15 protein-coding genes are annotated in these 19,002 nt (G+C 51.2%); 13 read left to right on the top strand and 2 right to left on the bottom strand.

The genetic code is table 11. The features are described 5' to 3' along the window. Positions 1-26: 26 nt before the first annotated feature. A complete protein-coding gene (locus K0J45_RS14490) occupies positions 27-2,060 on the bottom strand; it encodes a putative bifunctional diguanylate cyclase/phosphodiesterase (protein WP_144203809.1) in 2,034 nt (677 codons plus the stop codon). A 195-nt stretch (positions 2,061-2,255) separates the two neighbouring features. Between K0J45_RS14490 and pnp the strand changes: the two genes are divergently transcribed. From pnp to deoD, 11 genes are all read left to right on the top strand, one after another. Continuing rightward, positions 2,256-4,358 carry a polyribonucleotide nucleotidyltransferase gene (gene pnp / locus K0J45_RS14485; protein WP_011866619.1) on the top strand — a complete coding sequence of 701 codons (2,103 nt, stop codon included), beginning with the start codon at positions 2,256-2,258 and terminating at the stop codon, positions 4,356-4,358. A 137-nt stretch (positions 4,359-4,495) separates the two neighbouring features. Next, complete coding sequence (nlpI, locus tag K0J45_RS14480) at positions 4,496-5,386, top strand: lipoprotein NlpI (RefSeq protein ID WP_220043074.1); 891 nt, start codon at positions 4,496-4,498, stop codon at positions 5,384-5,386. Between the two features lie 203 nt (positions 5,387-5,589). Next, the gene (gene prfC / locus K0J45_RS14475; RefSeq protein ID WP_220043073.1) at positions 5,590-7,170 is read left to right on the top strand and encodes a peptide chain release factor 3; all 1,581 of its coding nucleotides are present in this window, start codon (positions 5,590-5,592) and stop codon (positions 7,168-7,170) included. Between the two features lie 255 nt (positions 7,171-7,425). Next, positions 7,426-7,659: a DUF5363 family protein gene (locus K0J45_RS14470; RefSeq protein WP_220045367.1), complete on the top strand. Its 234-nt coding sequence runs from the start codon at positions 7,426-7,428 to the stop codon at positions 7,657-7,659. Beyond that, the gene (locus tag K0J45_RS14465; protein WP_258406699.1) at positions 7,643-8,473 is read left to right on the top strand and encodes a TatD family hydrolase; all 831 of its coding nucleotides are present in this window, start codon (positions 7,643-7,645) and stop codon (positions 8,471-8,473) included. The genes K0J45_RS14470 and K0J45_RS14465 overlap by 17 nt, the downstream gene beginning before the upstream one ends. Before the next feature lie 177 nt (positions 8,474-8,650). Beyond that, complete coding sequence (locus K0J45_RS14460) at positions 8,651-9,910, top strand: NupC/NupG family nucleoside CNT transporter (RefSeq protein WP_011866614.1); 1,260 nt, start codon at positions 8,651-8,653, stop codon at positions 9,908-9,910. A 341-nt stretch (positions 9,911-10,251) separates the two neighbouring features. After that, the gene (locus K0J45_RS14455) at positions 10,252-11,085 is read left to right on the top strand and encodes a nucleoside-specific channel-forming Tsx family protein (protein ID WP_011866613.1); all 834 of its coding nucleotides are present in this window, start codon (positions 10,252-10,254) and stop codon (positions 11,083-11,085) included. Positions 11,086-11,536: 451 nt separating this feature from the next. Next, positions 11,537-12,310, top strand: coding sequence for a deoxyribose-phosphate aldolase (deoC, locus tag K0J45_RS14450; RefSeq protein ID WP_220043072.1), 774 nt, complete (start codon positions 11,537-11,539; stop codon positions 12,308-12,310). A gap of 157 nt (positions 12,311-12,467) precedes the next feature. After that, entirely contained in the window at positions 12,468-13,799 is a 1,332-nt protein-coding gene (gene deoA / locus K0J45_RS14445) for a thymidine phosphorylase (protein ID WP_220043071.1), read from the top strand. A gap of 11 nt (positions 13,800-13,810) precedes the next feature. Further along, complete coding sequence (locus tag K0J45_RS14440) at positions 13,811-15,028, top strand: phosphopentomutase (protein ID WP_220043070.1); 1,218 nt, start codon at positions 13,811-13,813, stop codon at positions 15,026-15,028. Positions 15,029-15,137: 109 nt separating this feature from the next. Next, on the top strand, positions 15,138-15,848 hold the full coding sequence (gene deoD / locus K0J45_RS14435; protein WP_011866609.1) for a purine-nucleoside phosphorylase: 711 nt from the start codon (positions 15,138-15,140) through the stop codon (positions 15,846-15,848). Positions 15,849-16,048: 200 nt separating this feature from the next. Here deoD and K0J45_RS14430 read toward each other — a convergent pair whose 3' ends face one another. Beyond that, entirely contained in the window at positions 16,049-16,672 is a 624-nt protein-coding gene (locus K0J45_RS14430) for an AhpA/YtjB family protein (protein WP_434086967.1), read from the bottom strand. 153 nt (positions 16,673-16,825) lie between these two features. Between K0J45_RS14430 and serB the strand changes: the two genes are divergently transcribed. Continuing rightward, complete coding sequence (gene serB / locus K0J45_RS14425; RefSeq protein ID WP_220043069.1) at positions 16,826-17,809, top strand: phosphoserine phosphatase SerB; 984 nt, start codon at positions 16,826-16,828, stop codon at positions 17,807-17,809. Between the two features lie 262 nt (positions 17,810-18,071). Next, a complete protein-coding gene (locus K0J45_RS14420; RefSeq protein ID WP_220043068.1) occupies positions 18,072-18,998 on the top strand; it encodes an alpha/beta fold hydrolase in 927 nt (308 codons plus the stop codon). Positions 18,999-19,002: the final 4 nt, after the last annotated feature.

Raw genomic sequence — 19,002 nt, 5'->3', positions numbered from 1 at the left:
CTTTTTTTATGCCTGATCTTCAGCGATTAAATCTGGCTGATACTGGCGGTGTTAGGGGCGATATAGCGGTTCTCGAATTCGCTGATATCCAGCGGCTGACTGTAGTAGAAGCCCTGGCCTATCTCACAATCCATCTGCTTTAGCCAGTTGAGCTGCTGCTCATTCTCAATCCCTTCGGCCACGATATGTAGATTCAGCTGCTTGCCGAGCATCAAGATAGTCGAGGCGATGGCGCTCTCGTTAGGCAGATCCGTCACGAAACAGCGATCGATCTTCATGGTGGTGATCGGCAGATGACGCAGGTAGGAGAGCGAGGAGTAGCCGGTTCCGAAGTCATCGACGGCTATACCAAATCCTGCTCCCTTGAGCTGCTCCAGTTTATGGATGGCGAGCTCGATATCATTCATCAGCGAGGTCTCGGTGATCTCCACCTCTAGAAGACTCGGGTCTATCTGGTACCTCAGCGCCAGCTGTTTGATGTCCGGCACCAGGCTGGCATCGGCAAACTGCTGTGAGGCGACGTTGACCGCGATAGGGATTGCGTAGTTGTAGCGCTTACGCCAATGTTTCAGGGTGCGGCAGGCCTCTTCGATCACCCAGCGTCCCAGGGGGATGATGATGCCTGTCTCTTCGGCCACAGGGATGAAAGACATTGGGCTGATGAGCCTGCCATCTTTCTTCCAGCGAATCAGCGCCTCACAGGCGATCACCTTGCCGGTCTTGATATTAAACTTGGGCTGAAAATGCAGCAGGAACTCGTTGTTCTTCAGGGCGTCGTGCAGGGAGGCTTCGGTTCTCAGACGTACCGCTGCCCGCTCTGTCATCTGCTGCTTGAAGAAGGCCCACTGATTAGACCCCGCCGCCTTGGCGCTGTACATGGCGATATCGGCATGGCGGATCAGATCTTCGGCGCTCAAGCCATCGTCGGGGTAGATGGAGATCCCCACCGACGCGGCGGGATGAATGGTGTGTTCGTTCAGCTGCAGCGGCACGTTGAGTTGCATCAGTAGCTTGTCGACAAAGTCGGCGGCCTGATCCGGCGTTCTGGCATCTTCGGCTAGGATGACAAACTCATCGCCGCCGAGACGCGCCACTGTGCCGCGATCGCCGACTACCCGTTCCAGCACCCTGGCGATACGGGCCAGGAACTGATCCCCCAAGGCATGGCCCAGAGAGTCGTTGACGTTCTTGAAACGGTCGAGGTCGATAAACAGCATGGTAAATTGATGCTTGTGCACCCTGGCGCGCTGAATCGACACCGCTATGGTCTCCAGTAGCAGGGTACGGTTCGGCAGGCCGGTGAGAGGATCCCGGGTCGCCATGCGGCGAAGCTTGCTCTGGGTCTGGCCAAACTGAATTAAGATTTGATTAAATTTTGATGTCACCAGGCCCAGTTCGTCATCTTGGTGGGCGGTTGACGTGGGCAGCAGGTTTTCATCCGGCAGCTCGGGATCTATCTTATCAATCGCCTCACTGATCTGCGCGATCGGCTTGGTGAGGAAGCGGTGGAAGATAATGGACAGTGCCATGGTAACCAAGAGCGCCCGGGCCAAGGTGGCCAGGAAGCTAAAGCGTAACTGAGAGAAGAGGGAGTCGGTCAGCTCCTGGGTGTTGTAGAAGATGGTCAGGGTGCCGATGATCTGCTGCTTCTCTGTGCCCTCGAAGAAAGAGGGGCGGTAGAGGGTCCGACTTATCTGCTTCAGGTCACCAAACAGTTTTTCACTGAGCTTACGCACCAGTGGGTTGTCGGTGAAGGGGTTGTTCATGGAGACAAACATGCTGCCATCGTCGAGCTCGATCACCGCCTCGCCCACATGCTCGACCTTGAGTACCCCTTCGAGGGTCTGAGTCGCTAGATTGTCATCCAGTGCCCAGACGGCGTTGGCGGCGGGTTGTTCGATGGAGTCCAGCAGCTCTTCCTGGGCTACCATGAGTTGTTGACGGGCCGAGACGCCGACTAAGGCGACTTCGACGATAAAGATGGCAACGGCAAAAAATAACGCTGAAAACACGACCAGTGTCGTCTGTTTCCATGTTAAGGATTTAAACCGAGCGCTCATTTGCCACCCCTTGTTCCTAGTGACCAATCACATTCTATTTTCAGAAAAAGCAGCGATAGACAGAAATTTATCTTTATCTAACCACTTTAGAGAAAAGATTCAGCTTTGTCATCTACATGTGCTCTTTATCTATTGATTAGACTTGCAGTATACTTAGCCGCGAAATTAAGGTTATTAAATTAAGGAAAGGTTCACGTGAATCCAATCGTAAAGAGTTTTGAATATGGTCAGCACACAGTCACGCTAGAGACTGGGGTTATTGCACGTCAAGCAGACGCAGCTGTTTTGGCAAGTATGGGCGATACAACAGTATTGGTTACTGTTGTTGGCAAGAAAGCTGAAGAGCCAGGTCGTGACTTTTTCCCGTTAACCGTTAATTACCAGGAAAAAACTTACGCTGCGGGTAAAATCCCTGGTGGATTCTTCAAGCGTGAAGGTCGTCCATCTGAAGGCGAGACCCTCACTGCACGTCTGATTGACCGTCCTATTCGTCCTCTATTCCCTAATGGTTTTAAGAACGAAGTTCAGGTGATCATCACTGTGGTTTCTGTTGATCCAGAAATCAGCCCAGAAGTGATCTCTATGATCGGTACTTCTGCGGCACTGTCTATCTCTGGCATCCCATTTAATGGTCCACTGGGTTCTGCTCGTGTGGGTTATGTCGATGGCGAATACATCCTCAACCCAACGGTTTCACAGCTAGAAAACAGCCAGCTGGAGCTTTCTGTTGCCGGTACTGAAAATGCAGTACTTATGGTTGAGTCTGAAGCCGATGCGCTGCCAGAAGAAGTGATGCTTGGCGCCGTGGTTTATGGTCATGAGCAACAGCAAGTTGTTATCCAGGCGATCAAAGAGCTAAAAGCCGAAGTTAACAAGCCAATGTGGGACTGGACAGCGCCAGTACAAAACGAAGAGTTGGTTGCTAAGGTTAAAGATTTGGCTGAAGCGGGTCTAACCGAAGCTTACCAGATTGTGGTTAAGCAAGATCGTTATGCTCAGGTTGATGTCGTTAAAACGGCGGCTAAAGAAGCATTGCTGGCTGAAAACCCAGATGCCGATGCACGCGAAATTGACGGCCTGCTTGGCAGCCTAGAGAAGAAAGTGGTTCGTAGCCGCATCATCGCGGGCAACCCACGTATCGATGGTCGTGAGCCAGACATGGTTCGTGCCCTGAGCGTGATGGCGGGCGTACTGCCACGTACTCACGGTAGTGCTCTGTTCACCCGTGGTGAAACTCAGGCGCTGGTGACTTGTACCTTAGGTACTGAGCGTGACGCACAGAAGATCGACAGCATCATGGGCGAGCAAACCAGCCGCTTCATGCTGCACTACAACTTCCCTCCATACTCAGTGGGTGAAACTGGTATGGTTGGCTCGCCTAAGCGTCGTGAAATCGGTCACGGTAAGCTGGCATGGCGTGGTATCCACGCGGTAATGCCTACCGCTGAAGAGTTCCCATACAGCATCCGCGTAGTATCTGAGATCACCGAATCTAACGGTTCAAGCTCAATGGCGTCTGTGTGTGGTACTTCACTGGCGCTGATGGATGCCGGTGTACCAATCAAGACTTCAGTTGCTGGTATCGCTATGGGTCTGGTTAAAGAAGGCGACGATTTCGTTGTACTTTCTGACATCTTGGGTGACGAAGACCACCTAGGTGACATGGACTTCAAAGTGGCTGGTACCCGTGACGGTGTTACCGCGCTGCAGATGGATATCAAGATCGAAGGTATTACCAAAGAGATCATGCAGATCGCTCTGCAACAAGCCTACGGTGCTCGCGTACACATCCTGAATGTGATGGACCAGGCTATCTCTGGCCACCGCGCCGAGATCTCAGATCACGCGCCGCGTATCACTACACTGAAGATCAACCCAGAGAAGATCCGTGACGTGATTGGTAAGGGCGGTGCGACTATCCGTGCTCTGACCGAAGAGACTGGCACTACTATCGAGCTGGAAGATGATGGTACCGTTAAGATTGCGTCTGCCAACGGCGATGCGACCAAAGAAGCTATCCGTCGTATCCAGGAGATCACTGCCGAAGTTGAAGTGGGCACTGTCTACAACGGTAAGGTTGTTCGTATCGTTGACTTCGGTGCCTTCGTGACTATCCTGCCGGGTAAAGATGGTCTGGTACACATCTCGCAAATCGCCGAGGAGCGTGTTGCCAATGTTTCTGACTACCTAGAAGTGGGTCAGGAAGTGAAGGTTAAGGTGATGGAAGTCGATCGCCAAGGCCGCGTACGTCTGTCGATGAAAGAAGCTCAGCCGAAGGAAGAAGCGGCAAGCGAATAATCGATAGCGAAAGCGAGTTAAATTTGAAAGGAGACCATTAGGTCTCCTTTTTTATTGGTTTTTTCTCATAGAAGATAGCCGTCACTATTTGGTATTGCTATGATTGAGGCTATTGCAGCGCTGAAAAGGTTAAATGGATGACTCATAAATTACGCTCGGTCTCGTTAGCGGTGATGACCAGCCTAAGTTTGTTACTGACAGGATGTGTATCGACTCAACCGGCGGCAACGGCGGAGCAGGGCAAGTTGATGATTGCCCCGGTAATGCCCGATTATAAGCTCGAGGTGACCCTCGCCAGATTAAACGATATCTTGGCCTCGGCCGAGCTGACCCCAGAGCAGCGTGCGCGTTTTCATTATGACCGCGGGGTGATCTACGACAGCGTCGGGCTACGCATCCTGAGTCGCATCGATTTTCATCAGTCGCTGAAGCTGCAACCCAATCTTGCCGATGCCTATAACTTTATCGGCATCTACTACACCCAGGAAGGGGAGTTCGAGAGCGCCTATGAGGCCTTTGACGCCGTGCTTGAGCTGTCCCCAGATTATGACTATGCCTACCTCAATCGCGGTATCGCTCTCTATTATGGGCAGCGCGATGAGCTGGCCGTGGCCGACATGCAGTCTTTCTATCAGGCCAATGAGCAAGATGGCTACCGTGCGCTGTGGCTCTATATCACCGAGTCGAAACTCGATGGCGAGCAGGCGATGCAGCATCTCGCCGCCAATAGAGCCAAGCTGGATGACTCACAATGGTCGACCACGCTGGTAGACTTCTATTTGGGTAAGGAGAGCCGCGAGCAGGTGTTTGAGGTGGCCAAGCAGGGGCTGAGCCACCCCAACGAGTATGCCGAGCGCCTGTGCGAAGCCTACTTTTATATCGCCAAGATCGCCGAGAAGCAGGGCAATTACAGTGACGCCGCGAACTACTTCCGCCTGGCCCTGGCGACCAATATCTATGATTTTGTCGAGCACAGGTATGCCAGAGTCGAGCTGGCGAAGATAAACGAGCTGATTGCTCAGCCCTAGTGCTTAGTTTAGGTTAGCCAAGCCGAACGATTCTGCAACTCAGTAACTCAGCAACCTATCACTATATTCGGCTCGCCATTCTCGGCGGGCCTTTTTACTTAGGTTAGCTGCCCGCCTCAGTTCCGCCGCGCTAAACTAGCCATAGGTGAAGCTTGGCGCTATAATTGCCCGCTTTTAACACTCCATCAAATTCGCAGGTAATCATGTCAGGCTATACAGTTGAAGTCGACAAGCGTCGTACTTTCGCCATCATCTCGCACCCGGATGCGGGTAAAACCACCATCACCGAGAAGGTCTTGTTGTTCGGACAGGCGTTGCAGAAGGCGGGCACGGTAAAGGGTAAGAAGTCGGGACAGCATGCCAAGTCTGACTGGATGGAGATGGAAAAGGATCGTGGTATCTCGATTACCACCTCTGTGATGCAATTCCCTTACCGCGAGGCCTTGGTGAACCTGCTGGATACTCCAGGTCACGAAGACTTCTCGGAAGATACCTATCGTACGCTGACGGCGGTTGACTCTTGCCTCATGGTGATCGACTCGGCAAAGGGTGTTGAGCAACGCACCATCAAGTTGATGGAAGTCACCCGTCTGCGTGATACGCCGATCGTGACCTTCATGAACAAACTTGACCGCGATATTCGTGATCCTATCGAGTTGATGGACGAGGTAGAGAACATACTGAACATCGCCTGTGCGCCAATTACCTGGCCAATCGGTGCAGGCAAAGAGTTCAAAGGCGTGTACCACCTGCTGCGTGATGAGGTGATCCTCTATCAGAACGGCATGGGTCATACCATCCAGGATTCTCGCGTCATCAAGGGCTTGGATAATCCTGAGTTGGATGAGGCGATCGGCAGCTATGCACAAGACCTGCGCGATGAGATGGAGCTGGTGCTGGGTGCCTCTCATGAATTTGACCTTGAGGCCTTCCTTAAGGGCGAGCTAACGCCGGTATTCTTCGGTACCGCACTGGGTAACTTCGGTGTCGACCATATTCTCGACGGTATCGTCGAGTGGGCGCCGCGTCCTCAGCCGCGTGAGTCGGATCAGCGTAACGTTGAGCCCGATGAGCCTAAGTTCAGTGGCTTCGTGTTTAAGATCCAGGCAAACATGGATCCTAAGCATAGGGACCGCGTCGCCTTCATGCGTGTCTGTTCAGGCCGCTATGAGCAAGGCATGAAGATGCATCACGTGCGTATCGGTAAAGATGTGAATGTCAGCGACGCGCTCACCTTTATGGCAGGCGATCGTAACCGCGCCGAGGCGGCCTATCCTGGTGACATCATAGGTCTGCATAACCATGGCACCATACGTATCGGCGATACCTTCACCCAAGGCGAGAAGCTACGTTTCACCGGTGTGCCTAACTTCGCACCTGAGATGTTCCGTCGTATCAGGCTGAAAGATCCACTAAAGCAGAAACAACTGCTCAAGGGACTGGTACAGCTGTCAGAAGAAGGTGCGGTGCAGGTGTTCCGTCCGCTCGACTCTAACGACTTGATTGTAGGCGCCGTGGGTGTACTGCAGTTTGAAGTGGTTGTGCAGCGTCTCAAGAGCGAATACAAGGTCGAGGCTATCTACGAGGCGGTCAGCGTGGCAACGGCGCGCTGGGTCTACAGTAAAGATGCCAAGAAGCTGGAAGAGTTTAAGCGTAAATGCAGCAACAACCTGGCACTCGATGGTGGCGATAACCTTACCTATGTGGCGCCGACCATGGTGAACCTGAATCTGTCGATGGAGCGTTATCCTGACATAGAGTTCGCCAAGACCCGCGAAAACTAATCAAACGAAAAAGCAGCCTAGGCTGCTTTTTTTATGCACATTTTTGAGCCCTTCAGTATAGTAATATCAATCGTAGTAAATAATTGATCATTCTAGCTTGTTAAAACGTCCGATAACGTCGTTATTATTTTTGATTGTAGAATAACTACTCATCGAAAAATTCTGCCTTGTTCTCGAGCGTTTTTCCTTCGCTATTTCTGATCACTCACTTACCGTGATTGGTATAAAGGTGAGCCATAGAAGTGAGGAGTTAAGATGATAGTCAAATGGTGGCGAGCCTACATCGCCTGGTGCGATCGTATGGGCCTCACGCCCGAGAATCAACGTTGCTGCGCCCCCAAGCTGAGCGATCCCCAGTTAGATAAACCAGAGCTGAAGGACTCAAATTTAAGTTCAAGCTCCCAAGAGGTGCAAAAGCCTCAGCAAGCCCTTCAAGAATCAAAAGAATCTCAAGCGCCTAGGGCCAAAGCCGATGATGTCAGCCGCTGATAATCGAGACGGTGACGTCGGCGCTAATCGCCTAACCGTTATCGACAGTCATGTGCATCTGGATTTCGACGAATTTGATGCTGCGCGTGAGCTGCTTGTCGCGAGACTCAAGGCCCGTGGCCTTAAAGATGCGGTGATCCCAGGGGTGAGTGCCAGTCAATGGCCTAAGCTGCAGGCGGTCGCCAGCCGCTACGGATTTCATTACAGTCTTGGGGTGCATCCCTGGTATTGCACGCCAGATTGGCGGCAAGATATTGAAAACTTGTCTAAACTGCTTGATGAGCGAGGCGGTGATCCCAAGCTGGTAGCCATCGGCGAGTGTGGGTTAGATGCCTTACATAAAGCTTCCTGGGGGGATCAGCTTCCCTGTTTCGAGGCGCAACTGCAGTTGGCCCAGCAATACGATTTGCCGGTGATTTTGCATAGCGTCAAGGCCCATAACGAGGTGCTGGCGTTACTCAAACGTTACCCACTAACAAGAGGAGGTGTGATACATGGCTTTTATGGCTCGATGCAGCTGGCTCAGCGATATGTGGATGCGGGGTATTACCTAGGTATTGGGCATCTGTTGCTGGAGGAAAAAGCGAAAAAATTGCAAGAAACCCTTGTCAAGTTACCGTTAGAACATCTGGTGATCGAGACTGATTTAGCCCTGGTTTCCCAGGTGAAAAAGTCGGACTTTGCCGATAAAACCGGCGGATCCAGCTTAATTTTGCATTTGCTAATTGAGAAAATCGCTAAATTGCAAAAAAAATCTAACGTTCTGGTATCAGAACAAGTGTTCCAAAATACACTGCAACTCTTTGACCTCTAGTTTATTTTTGAAAAAACAGATGTTAATCGCACCAAGTTTTTTTTGTAACACCTTGAAATAAAACTTCAAAAACTTGATCAAAACGACGATTTTAACCATTCGGTCGGGTATAATCTGACGGTGAAAAAGGTTGGTTAACAACATAATTAAAAAGTATTAACAATAGGGTGATGGTTAATGGATATTTTAATGAGTTTAGTAGGGGTGGTCGTCCTACTCGCGATAGGTTTTTTGCTTTCTAACAACAAAAAAGCTATCAACATGCGTACCGTATTTGGTGCACTTGCGATTCAGGCATTCTTTGCAGGTTTCGTACTGTACGTACCTATCGGTAAAGACATTCTAAAAAGTGTTTCAGATGGCGTATCTAGCGTTATCGGTTACGCACAAAACGGTATCGGCTTCCTGTTTGGCGATCTGGCTAACTTCAAAGTGGGCTTCATCTTCGCTATCAACGTACTGCCTGTTATCGTCTTCTTCTCATCGCTGATCGCGGTACTTTACTACCTGGGCATCATGCAGTGGATCATCCGTATCATCGGTGGTGGTCTGCAGAAAGCTCTGGGTACTAGCCGTACTGAGTCTATGTCAGCGACTGCTAACATCTTCGTTGGTCAAACTGAAGCGCCACTGGTTGTTCGTCCATTCATCGCGACTATGACTCAATCTGAGCTGTTCGCTATCATGGTGGGTGGTCTAGCCTCTATCGCTGGTTCAGTATTGGCTGGTTACGCGCAGATGGGTGTGCCTATCGAGTACCTAGTTGCTGCATCATTCATGGCTGCACCTGGTGGTCTATTGATGGCTAAGCTAATGCATCCTGAAACAGAGAAAACTGTTAACGAAATGGATGAGCTGCCAGAAGATCCAGACAAGCCAGCTAACGTACTTGACGCTGCTGCTGCCGGTGCTTCATCTGGTATGCACCTAGCTCTGAACGTTGGTGCTATGCTGCTAGCCTTCGTTGGTCTGATTGCGATGATCAACGGTATTATCGGTGGCGTAACTGGTCTGTTCGGTGCGGAAGGTATCACCCTAGAGCTGATCCTTGGTTACATCTTCATGCCACTTGCATTCCTAATCGGTGTGCCTTGGAACGAAGCGCTTATCGCAGGTTCTTTCATCGGTCAGAAGATCGTTGTTAACGAATTCGTTGCTTACCTGAACTTTGCTCCATACCTGAAAGACGTTGCTGACGGTGGTCTGCTAGTTGAAGCGACTAACGCTGTAATGACTGACAGAACTAAGGCAATCATTTCATTCGCTCTGTGTGGTTTCGCGAACCTGTCTTCTATCGCGATTCTACTAGGTGGTCTAGGTGCAATGGCTCCTACCCGTCGTCACGACCTAGCTAAGCTTGGTATCCGTGCGGTGATAGCTGGCTCTCTGGCTAACCTAATGAGTGCAACGCTAGCGGGTCTGTTCCTAGCGTTATAAGTCTCAGGAAATTCCTTGGGGGGATGCCCCTGAACGACGACTCTGCCCAGCAGGGCAGAGTCAGCGTTAACTCAACCATTTTTCAACATATTAGTAACAAGATGGCTATTTATCACTGCTGTTGATGCTTAGTCATGGGTAGATAAACTTCGATCTGGCCGGCGGTAAAACGCCAATATCAGTGATAAATCAGAAGTTTGTTTTAGTGTTAGAATATTGTGTTCGCATTTTTACATTAATTATATTGTGATTTAATACAATTTGAGTAAAATGCGGCGCCAACAAAGAAAGAAACGCTGACTCGTAAAGAGCAGTAAAACCATAAAATAATGGGGTTGATGATGAAAAACGTTAAAACTTTAGCTTTAGCCGCTACCGCAGTAGCAGCAATGTCTAGCAGTGCTTTTGCAGCAGATCGTTCAGATCTATACGCTACCGACTACAAGTGGATGCAGTTCAACGCTATGTACTCTGTAGACGAGCTACCAAGCTCAGGTGAAAGCGGACACAACTACCTAGAGATGGAATTCGGCGGCCGTAAAGGTATCGTTGATCTATACGGTTATGTTGACGTGTTCAACCTAGGCAACGAAAAAGCTGGCGACAAGGCACAAGGTTCTGGCGCTAGCAAAATGTTCATGAAGTTTAACCCACGCTTCTCTCTAGATGCGATCACTGGTAAAGACCTGTCTTTCGGTCCTGTTCAAGAGCTGTACTTCTCAACTCTGTTCAACTGGGGTGGCGGAGCTATCGGTGAAGACGTAAACGCGACTTTCTGGGGTATCGGTGCTGACGTAAACGTGCCTTGGTTAGGCAAAACCGGCATGAACCTATACGCTCACTACGACCTGAACAAGAAAGAGTGGAACGGTTACCAGTTCTCTGCTAACTGGTTCAAGCCTTTCTACTTCTTCGAAAACAAGAGCTTTCTATCTTTCCAAGGTTATGTTGATTGGCAGTTCGGTGGTGACGAAGATATGGGTAACGAGTTCGTTCCTATGTCTGACAACGGTGGTGCAGCCTTCTTCGGTCTGTACTGGCACTCTGACAAGTATGCACTTGGCTATGGTCTGAAAGGCTACAAAGACGTTTACCTGCTGAAAGATGGCGCTGGTATCGTTGGCCTGGAAACCACTGGTTGGGGTCACTACTTCACCGCAACTTACAAGTTCTAAATTCAGAATTTTGTAGGTTTGGGAGCCGCCTGAAGGCGGCTCCTCATCTCTCTCTTAGGTTTGTCATGATTGTTTAACCTAAGTGAGTAATCTTTATCTAAGCATGGACTATATTAATAGAGCTTGTTTACATAAAGGTTAGTAGTTTTACGCGCTAAAAAGGATTTTTCGCGGAAAGGCTGGAACACTACTCTACAAAGTATAATTACTTAGTTCCCCCTTCCCGGTCTTCAAGGATTCAAGTCGTGACCCTTGTGTCAGGATCGCCACTGGTTTCACCAGGGCATTGAATACCTGAATTAGTAAACTTGTTATGTCGTACCGATAAGACAAATTTACGGCAACGCCTGAAGGCCCGGCCATAAATATAATCAGAAGATGCCAACTCTAGGTGCTGCCATACGTCGATTTCTTGTTTTTGAATTTATAATTTACGTTTCGGAGAGCTAATATGAGTGATTTAAAAAAAGCAGCACAGAAAGCCATTGAGCTGATGGATCTGACGACCCTGAACGATGACGATACCGATCAGAAGGTGATTGAGTTATGTCATAAGGCTAAGACGCCTGCGGGCAACACTGCTGCAATCTGTATCTATCCTCGTTTTATTCCTATCGCTCGTAAGACCCTGAATGAAATGGGTTGTGAAGAGATCAAAATCGCTACAGTCACCAACTTCCCCCATGGTAACGATGATATCGCGATCGCCGTGCTAGAGACGCGTGCCGCCGTTGCCTATGGTGCAGATGAAGTTGACGTAGTATTCCCATACCGTGCCCTGATGGCCGGTAATGAAACCGTGGGTTATGAGCTGGTTAAAGCTTGTAAAGAAGCCTGTGGTGACGACGTACTGCTGAAGGTGATCATCGAGTCTGGCGTACTGCAAGATCCAGCGCTTATCCGCAAGGCCTCTGAGCTGTCTATCGACGCCGGCGCCGACTTCATCAAGACCTCTACCGGTAAAGTGGAAGTAAACGCTACCTTAGAAGCCGCCGAGATCATGATGACAGTAATCGCCGAGAAGAACCCTAAAGTTGGTTTCAAACCAGCCGGTGGTGTGCGTGATGCCGCAGCCGCAGAAGAGTTCTTAGGTGTCGCTGAGCGTCTGCTAGGCAAAGGCTGGGCTACTCCACGTACCTTCCGTTTCGGTGCGTCTAGCCTGCTAAACAACCTGCTGCACACCCTGGAATTGGCCGAAGCGCCTAAGGGTCCTCAAGGTTACTAAGCGACGCGGTTAGCTTTATTAGTTAAGTGTGATCTAAATCTATTTGATAACGCCAAAACTTGTATATATTGTTCGTAATTAAATTACGGTTTTGGCGTTAAACAAGAGAATTTGTCACTCAAATACGATTTTTTGTGACAAATTTGGAGGCAGTACCATGTTTCTAGCACAAGAGATTATTCGTAAAAAACGTAATGGCGAAGTGTTGTCTACCCAAGAGATCCAATTTTTCGTTCAGGGGATCACCAACAACACAGTTTCTGAAGGCCAAATCGCTGCACTGGGTATGGCGGTCTATTTCAAAGACATGAACATGGATGAACGTATTGCGCTGACTACAGCCATGCGTGACTCTGGCACCGTCCTTAACTGGAAAAACCTCGGCCTCGACGGCCCTATCATCGACAAGCACAGCACTGGCGGTGTGGGCGATGTGATCAGCCTGATGCTTGGCCCCATGGCTGCCGCCTGTGGCGGATATGTGCCAATGATCTCCGGCCGTGGCTTGGGTCATACCGGCGGAACCCTTGATAAGTTCGATGCGATTCCTGGTTACCAGACTGAGCCCGACAGCGACCTGTTCAGAAAAGTCGTTAAAGAAGCCGGTGTCGCCATCATAGGTCAAACTGGAGATCTAGTTCCCGCCGATAAGCGCTTCTATTCTATTCGCGATAATACCGCAACCGTTGAATCTATCTCTCTCATCACAGCTTCTATTCTTTCTAAGAAACTTGCCGCCGGTCTCGATGCATTAGCCATGGACGTTAAGGTGGGCAGTGGCGCCTTCATGCCAACTTATGAAGCCTCTGAAGAGCTGGCTCGCAGCATTACCGCGGTAGCCAATGGTGCCGGTACCAAGACGACGGCTCTGCTGACCGACATGAACCAGGTGTTGGCATCATGTGCCGGTAACGCGGTAGAAGTGAAAGAAGCGGTGGATTTCCTGACTGGTGCATACCGTAACCCACGCTTGTATGAAGTGACCATGGGTCTGTGCGCCGAGATGTTGCAACTAGGTGGCCTGGCCGCCAGCGAAGCCGAAGCCCGGGAGAAACTCAACCGCGTGCTGGATAACGGTAAGGCTGCCGATATCTTCGGTCGCATGATTGCCGGTCTGGGCGGCCCAGCCGACTTTATCGAAAACTATGCTAAGTATCTGCCACAGTCGCAGATCATTCGTCCTGTATACGCCGACCGTAGCGGTTTCGCGGCCTCTATGGATACCCGTGAGCTAGGCCTTGCGGTAGTAACCCTAGGCGGTGGACGTCGTAAGCCAGGTGATGCCCTAGATTACAGCGTGGGCTTGACCCAAGTCTGTGCGCTGGGCGATGAGATCACCTCAGATAAGCCGATTGCCATGGTACATGCGCAATCTGAAAGCGCCTTCGAAGAAGCGGCGGCAGCCGTGAAGAAAGCGATTCACATTGGCGATGAAGCGCCAGAGAAAACACCAGAGATCTATCGTTACATTCGTCAGTCAGATCTCTAGGAGAGTAAAAGATGAAAAGAACTGTCATTATGATGCTCGACTCTTTCGGGGTCGGTGCAGCAAAAGATGCTGAAGCCTTTGGCGACTCAGGTTCAAACACCTTCGGTCATATTGCTAAGGCATGTGCCGAAGGCAAGGCCAACGATGGTCGTGAAGGCCCGCTTAAGCTACCTAACCTGGCCAAGCTTGGCCTGGCACTGGCCGCTAAAGAGAGCACAGGCAGCTTTGCTGAAGGCTTCGGTGACGATGTCGAAGTGATCGGTGCCTACGGTCATGCCGATGAGCTGAGCTCGGGTAAAGATACCCCGAGCGGTCACTGGGAGATGGCGGGTGTTCCCGTTCTGTATGAGTGGGGCTATTTTAGCGACCTGAAAGACTCTTTCCCTAAAGAGTTGACCGACAAGATCCTTGAGCGCGCCGGTCTATCTGGCTTCCTGGGTAACTGCCACGCCTCAGGCACGGCGATCCTCGAAGAGCTAGGCGAAGAGCATATGGCCTCTGGTCTACCTATCTTCTATACCTCGGCAGACTCTGTGTTCCAAATCGCCTGTCACGAAGAGACATTTGGTCTGGAAAACCTCTATACCTTGTGTCAAATCGCCCGTGAAGAGCTTGAGCCATACAACATCGGCCGTGTAATCGCCCGTCCATTTGTTGGCACTGGTCCAAGCGATTTCGCCCGTACCGGTAACCGTAAAGACTACGCGGTCGAGCCACCATCAAAGACGGTTCTCGATAAGCTGAAAGAGGCCGGTGGTGAAGTGGTTAGCGTAGGTAAGATTGCCGATATCTATGCGCACTGCGGTATCACCAAGAAGGTGAAGGCCACAGGTTTGGAAGCCCTGTTCGATGCGACCCTGGAGCAGGTGAAGCAAGCGGGTGACCGTACTATCGTGTTCACTAACTTCGTCGATTTCGACTCTCACTACGGCCACCGCCGTGACATCGCCGGTTATGCCCGCGCGCTGGAGTACTTCGACAGCCGTCTGCCAGAGATGTTGGCACTGCTGGGTGAAGAGGATCTACTTCTGCTGACCGCAGACCATGGTTGCGACCCAACCTGGCAGGGTACAGACCACACCCGTGAGCGTGTGCCAGTACTTGCCTACGGCGCAGGTCTAGCACCTGGTTCACTGGGTCGTCGTAACAGCTTCGCCGATATCGGCCAGAGCATTGCGAGCTACTTCGGTCTAGAGCCTATGGAATACGGCGAGTCGTTCGTCGCCTAGGCAATAAGGATGACTTAAGGTCATCCTGCTACAATATTATGATTTGGTGGCTTAAATTGGGCCACCGCTACTAGAAAAAGACTTAAGTCTAAAAATAGGGGTTATATAGATGGCTACACCACACATTAATGCAGTCGACGGTGCATTCGCTGATACAGTGTTATTCCCAGGCGACCCGCTACGTGCTAAATACATTGCAGAAACTTTCCTTGAGAACGTTGAGCAAGTCACCGACGTACGTAACATGCTAGGTTTCACAGGTACTTACAAAGGCGTTCGTATCTCTGTTATGGGTTCAGGCATGGGTATCCCTTCTTGCTCTATCTATGCGACTGAGCTGATCAAAGACTACGGCGTGAAAAACCTGATCCGCGTGGGTACTTGTGGTGCGATCAGCACAGACGTTAAAGTACGCGACGTGATCATCGGTATGGGTGCTTGTACCGATTCTCAAGTTAACCGTTTACGCTTCAAGGGCCAAGACTTCGCCGCTATCTGTGACTACAGCCTGTTGAGCGCAGTGGTTAAGGCAGCCGAAGAGAAAGGTACTAAGTACCGCGTTGGTAACGTATTCTCTGCCGACCTGTTCTACACGCCAGATCCAGAAATGTTCGACGTGATGGAAAAGATGGACGTGCTAGGCGTTGAGATGGAAGCCGCTGGTCTATACGGCGTTGCTAAAGAGTTTGGTGCTAAGGCGCTATGTGTGGTGACAGTATCTGACCATATCCGTACTGGTGAGAAGACCTCTTCCGACGAGCGTCAAACTACCTTCAACGAAATGATCGAAATGACACTGGAAGCGGCAATTACTCTGTAATTATCACGCGAGTGTTTAATAAAAAACGGGCCAATTGGCCCGTTTTTTTATGTCTGTTCCATGGGGTCTCTGGCCAAGTTTTTCTCTGGCCAGGGCTTTCCTCTGACTTAGCCTTTCATCTGACTAAGACTTTCCTCTGCCTAAACCTGGCTTATGTTGAGCGCGAGTCTTATCTGTGTCCTTCGCCGGGTGACGCCATCTTAATTGCCTTGTTTCTTATCACCGGCTGCATCTGGGGCTGAGTCGTCGCTCTCCTGCGCGTCATCCGCTCCCAGGGTGGCGGCGATTTTCTTACCGATCTTGCTCTTGGTCTTGCGGCGCTCGAAGTCGGCTCGTTTAAAGGAGAGGGCGCGGGAGAGCAACATGCCGATGAGGCCTGCGATGATCAACATCATCTGCTGCTGCTCCATGTTGAGCTGGTGCGCCTCCTTGATCTCATTGAAGAAGCGCTGCGGCACCAGACGCACCTCTATGTAACCCAGGTTCTTATCATCCTGCAGCACCGCCTCTACATAGGGCGGGTAAGGTGCCAGCAGGGCCTTTAACTCTTCCGACTCAGGTTCCAGCTGCTCGTCGGTAACGCTCTGAGCGAATGCCAGGCGTTGTCCCTTCTCGCTGAAGATGGTAGCCGACATCACCTTAGGGTCCAGCACTAGGGCGCTGGTGAGCCATTGTAGCTGCTCATCATTTTGCAGCTGCAACGCCGGGGCGGCGCCATAGGCGGTCTGCTGCACTAATAATCGTGCCATCTTTTGGGTTTGGGACTTTAGAAGCTGCTGACCTTGTAGTAGGCTAGTTTCCCATAATTGGAACAGGCCCACCATGAGGGCGACTGCCACGGCAATCTGCAGCAGTCGCGTCAGCCTCTGGGTCTTTTTGAGTCCTTTAAGAAAAAACACTTTGTACCTGAAGATGATAAGGGTTTTATTAATCATAATGGATTATCTTCTAACCCGATACCCGGAGACGCATTACTAATGGCAAATCAGCAACAAAATCCTCTGTTTTCATGGCTCTATGATGAGGTTAGCGCGAGTCTTACCCTGGATGGCTGTCTGTTTTCACGCCATGAGGAAGCGAGCGCCCCCAACGCTGATTTACGCCTGCGCCTGGTCTATCAGGGCACTCAGTGTCAGGTGATTATCGCCGAGCAGCTCTTGTCCTGTGCAGCGTCTGTGAGTATAGCTCTAATCACTCGTCAAAACGATCTTACCTGTATCGAGCTCTGCCTCGACAAGCAGGCGGGGCAGAAGCTCTCCGATACGCTCGGCGAGCGAGACGATATCGAGCTGCTGCATATCGGCGCTGAGCAGCCAAGGCTGGATAGGCCCGGTCTACTCGTGATGGACATGGACTCGACGGCGATTCAGATCGAGTGTATCGACGAGCTGGCGGCCATGGCCGGGGTTGGCGAGGCGGTGGCCGAGGTTACCGAGCGCGCCATGCAGGGCGAGCTGGATTTCGAGCAGAGCCTGCGTGAGCGGGTGGCCAAGCTGGCGGGCGCCGATGCTGGTATCATAGATACCCTGTGTGCCCAGCTGCCGCTAATGCCGGGGCTGGAGGCTATGGTAGCCGAACTGCAGGATTATGGCTGGCGCCTGGTGTTGGCCTCGGGCGGCTTCACGCCGTTTGTTGGGCATCTCAAGCAGCTGTTAAACCTAGATGCGGCCTATGCCAACGAGCTGGTGATTGTCGAGGGTAAGCTCAAGGGAGAGGTGATAGGCACAGTGGTCGATGCCCAGTTCAAAGCCGATACCGTGCTACGCAGCGCCGAGGGCTGGCAGATCCCTGTGGGTCAACGTCTGGCTATTGGCGATGGCGCCAACGATATCCCCATGGTGCAGGCGGCCGACTTTGGCATCGCCTATCATGCCAAGCCTAAGCTGAAGGCGGCAGCCGATGCGGCGATCGCCAAGTTGGATCTAAGGGTACTGCCCTACATGTTGGTGAACCTGGCTTAGGCGGGATGCTCGGGTAGGTCTAACACAGCATCAAAAGGCTCGCCCAGTGCGGGCCTTTTTTGATCTCGAATAAATGCCTAATTTTTTGTCCGAGCGAATATTAAACTCATGTTTAAAATTATCCATTTATCTTTGATCTTTAAGTCATAATTTTTAAACACTTGTTTAAGACGGATTTAGGCCTGTTTGAGTCTTGTTTTTATCATGCTTTGCTCTTGTGCTACTCCTTTAAAGTCAGTACTTTAAATCAAATTTTACTGGGATGTTTTCAGTGTCGACTCTGATCCAAGAATCACGTTTTATCCCCTATCGCCAGGGACAGCTCCATCTGCGCCTGCTCAAGCGAGCCGATGCCGACATGAGCAGGCCGCCCATACTGATGCTCCATGGCGCCATGTCTAACGGCCGGGTTTTCTACAGCGACAAGGGCAGGGGGCTTGGCTGTTATCTGGCAGAGGCGGGCTTCGTGGTTTATGTGCTTGATACCCTGGGGCGCGGCCTGAGCACCCCAAAGTTGAGCACAGGCGCCAGCCATGGTCAGGGGGAGGTGATCCGCGAACAACTCCCCCTGGTACAGCATTATATTTTGTCGCAGCATCCTGAGGCTCATCAGGTGCATTGGTGTGCTCACTCCTGGGGCGGCGTGCTGATGGCCAGCGCCATCGCGCGTTTCGATTTCTTTCAGACCAGTGTCGCGTCTTTGCTGACCTTCGGCAGTAAGCGCGTCATTAAGGTACGCTCGCTTAAGAAGTGGCTGATGGTGGATCTGGTGTGGAACAAACTGGCGCCGGCGATCGCTGCCGGTCATGGCTATCTGGCCGCCGACCGCTGGCGCCTGGGGATGGATAACGAGACCAGGGCCTCCCTGTCCCAGAGTATCGACTGGGTCAGAGGTGAGTGGATAGATCATGACGATGGCTTTGATTACGCCAAGGCGGCAACTGCCTTAGGTGCCAAACAGGGCTGGCCTAAGAGCTGGTTTATCGCAGGTAAGGGGGATCTGGTGCTGGGTAATCCGGCCGACGTGCAGCGCATGATTAAGGAGTGCCATATCAAGCCGGTGACCTATACCTTGCTCAGCAAGGCCAATGGTAACCGCCACGACTATGGCCACGCCGAGATGTTGACCCACAAGGATGCCACAGAGGATCACTTTCCCCAGGTGCTGAGCTGGTACCAAGCGCTCTAGCGTC

The organism is Shewanella alkalitolerans, from assembly GCF_019457575.1.
GTDB classification, from domain to species: domain Bacteria; phylum Pseudomonadota; class Gammaproteobacteria; order Enterobacterales; family Shewanellaceae; genus Shewanella; species Shewanella loihica.
This window is presented reverse-complemented; position numbering and strand designations above follow the sequence as displayed.

Excerpts from the sequence above, each read along its gene's own strand:
- deoA (WP_220043071.1), top strand. The coding sequence starts at position 12,468 with ATGTTTCTAGCACAAGAGATTATTCGTAAAAAACGTAATGGCGAAGTG.
- serB (WP_220043069.1), top strand. The coding sequence starts at position 16,826 with ATGGCAAATCAGCAACAAAATCCTCTGTTTTCATGGCTCTATGATGAG.
- deoC (WP_220043072.1), top strand. The coding sequence starts at position 11,537 with ATGAGTGATTTAAAAAAAGCAGCACAGAAAGCCATTGAGCTGATGGAT.
- K0J45_RS14420 (WP_220043068.1), top strand. The coding sequence starts at position 18,072 with ATGTTTTCAGTGTCGACTCTGATCCAAGAATCACGTTTTATCCCCTAT.
- deoD (WP_011866609.1), top strand. The coding sequence starts at position 15,138 with ATGGCTACACCACACATTAATGCAGTCGACGGTGCATTCGCTGATACA.
- K0J45_RS14460 (WP_011866614.1), top strand. The coding sequence starts at position 8,651 with ATGGATATTTTAATGAGTTTAGTAGGGGTGGTCGTCCTACTCGCGATA.
- K0J45_RS14455 (WP_011866613.1), top strand. The coding sequence starts at position 10,252 with ATGAAAAACGTTAAAACTTTAGCTTTAGCCGCTACCGCAGTAGCAGCA.
- K0J45_RS14490 (WP_144203809.1), bottom strand. The coding sequence starts at position 2,060 with ATGAGCGCTCGGTTTAAATCCTTAACATGGAAACAGACGACACTGGTC.
- prfC (WP_220043073.1), top strand. The coding sequence starts at position 5,590 with ATGTCAGGCTATACAGTTGAAGTCGACAAGCGTCGTACTTTCGCCATC.
- nlpI (WP_220043074.1), top strand. The coding sequence starts at position 4,496 with ATGACTCATAAATTACGCTCGGTCTCGTTAGCGGTGATGACCAGCCTA.
- K0J45_RS14470 (WP_220045367.1), top strand. The coding sequence starts at position 7,426 with ATGATAGTCAAATGGTGGCGAGCCTACATCGCCTGGTGCGATCGTATG.
- K0J45_RS14440 (WP_220043070.1), top strand. The coding sequence starts at position 13,811 with ATGAAAAGAACTGTCATTATGATGCTCGACTCTTTCGGGGTCGGTGCA.
- K0J45_RS14465 (WP_258406699.1), top strand. The coding sequence starts at position 7,643 with ATGATGTCAGCCGCTGATAATCGAGACGGTGACGTCGGCGCTAATCGC.
- K0J45_RS14430 (WP_434086967.1), bottom strand. The coding sequence starts at position 16,672 with ATGGTGGGCCTGTTCCAATTATGGGAAACTAGCCTACTACAAGGTCAG.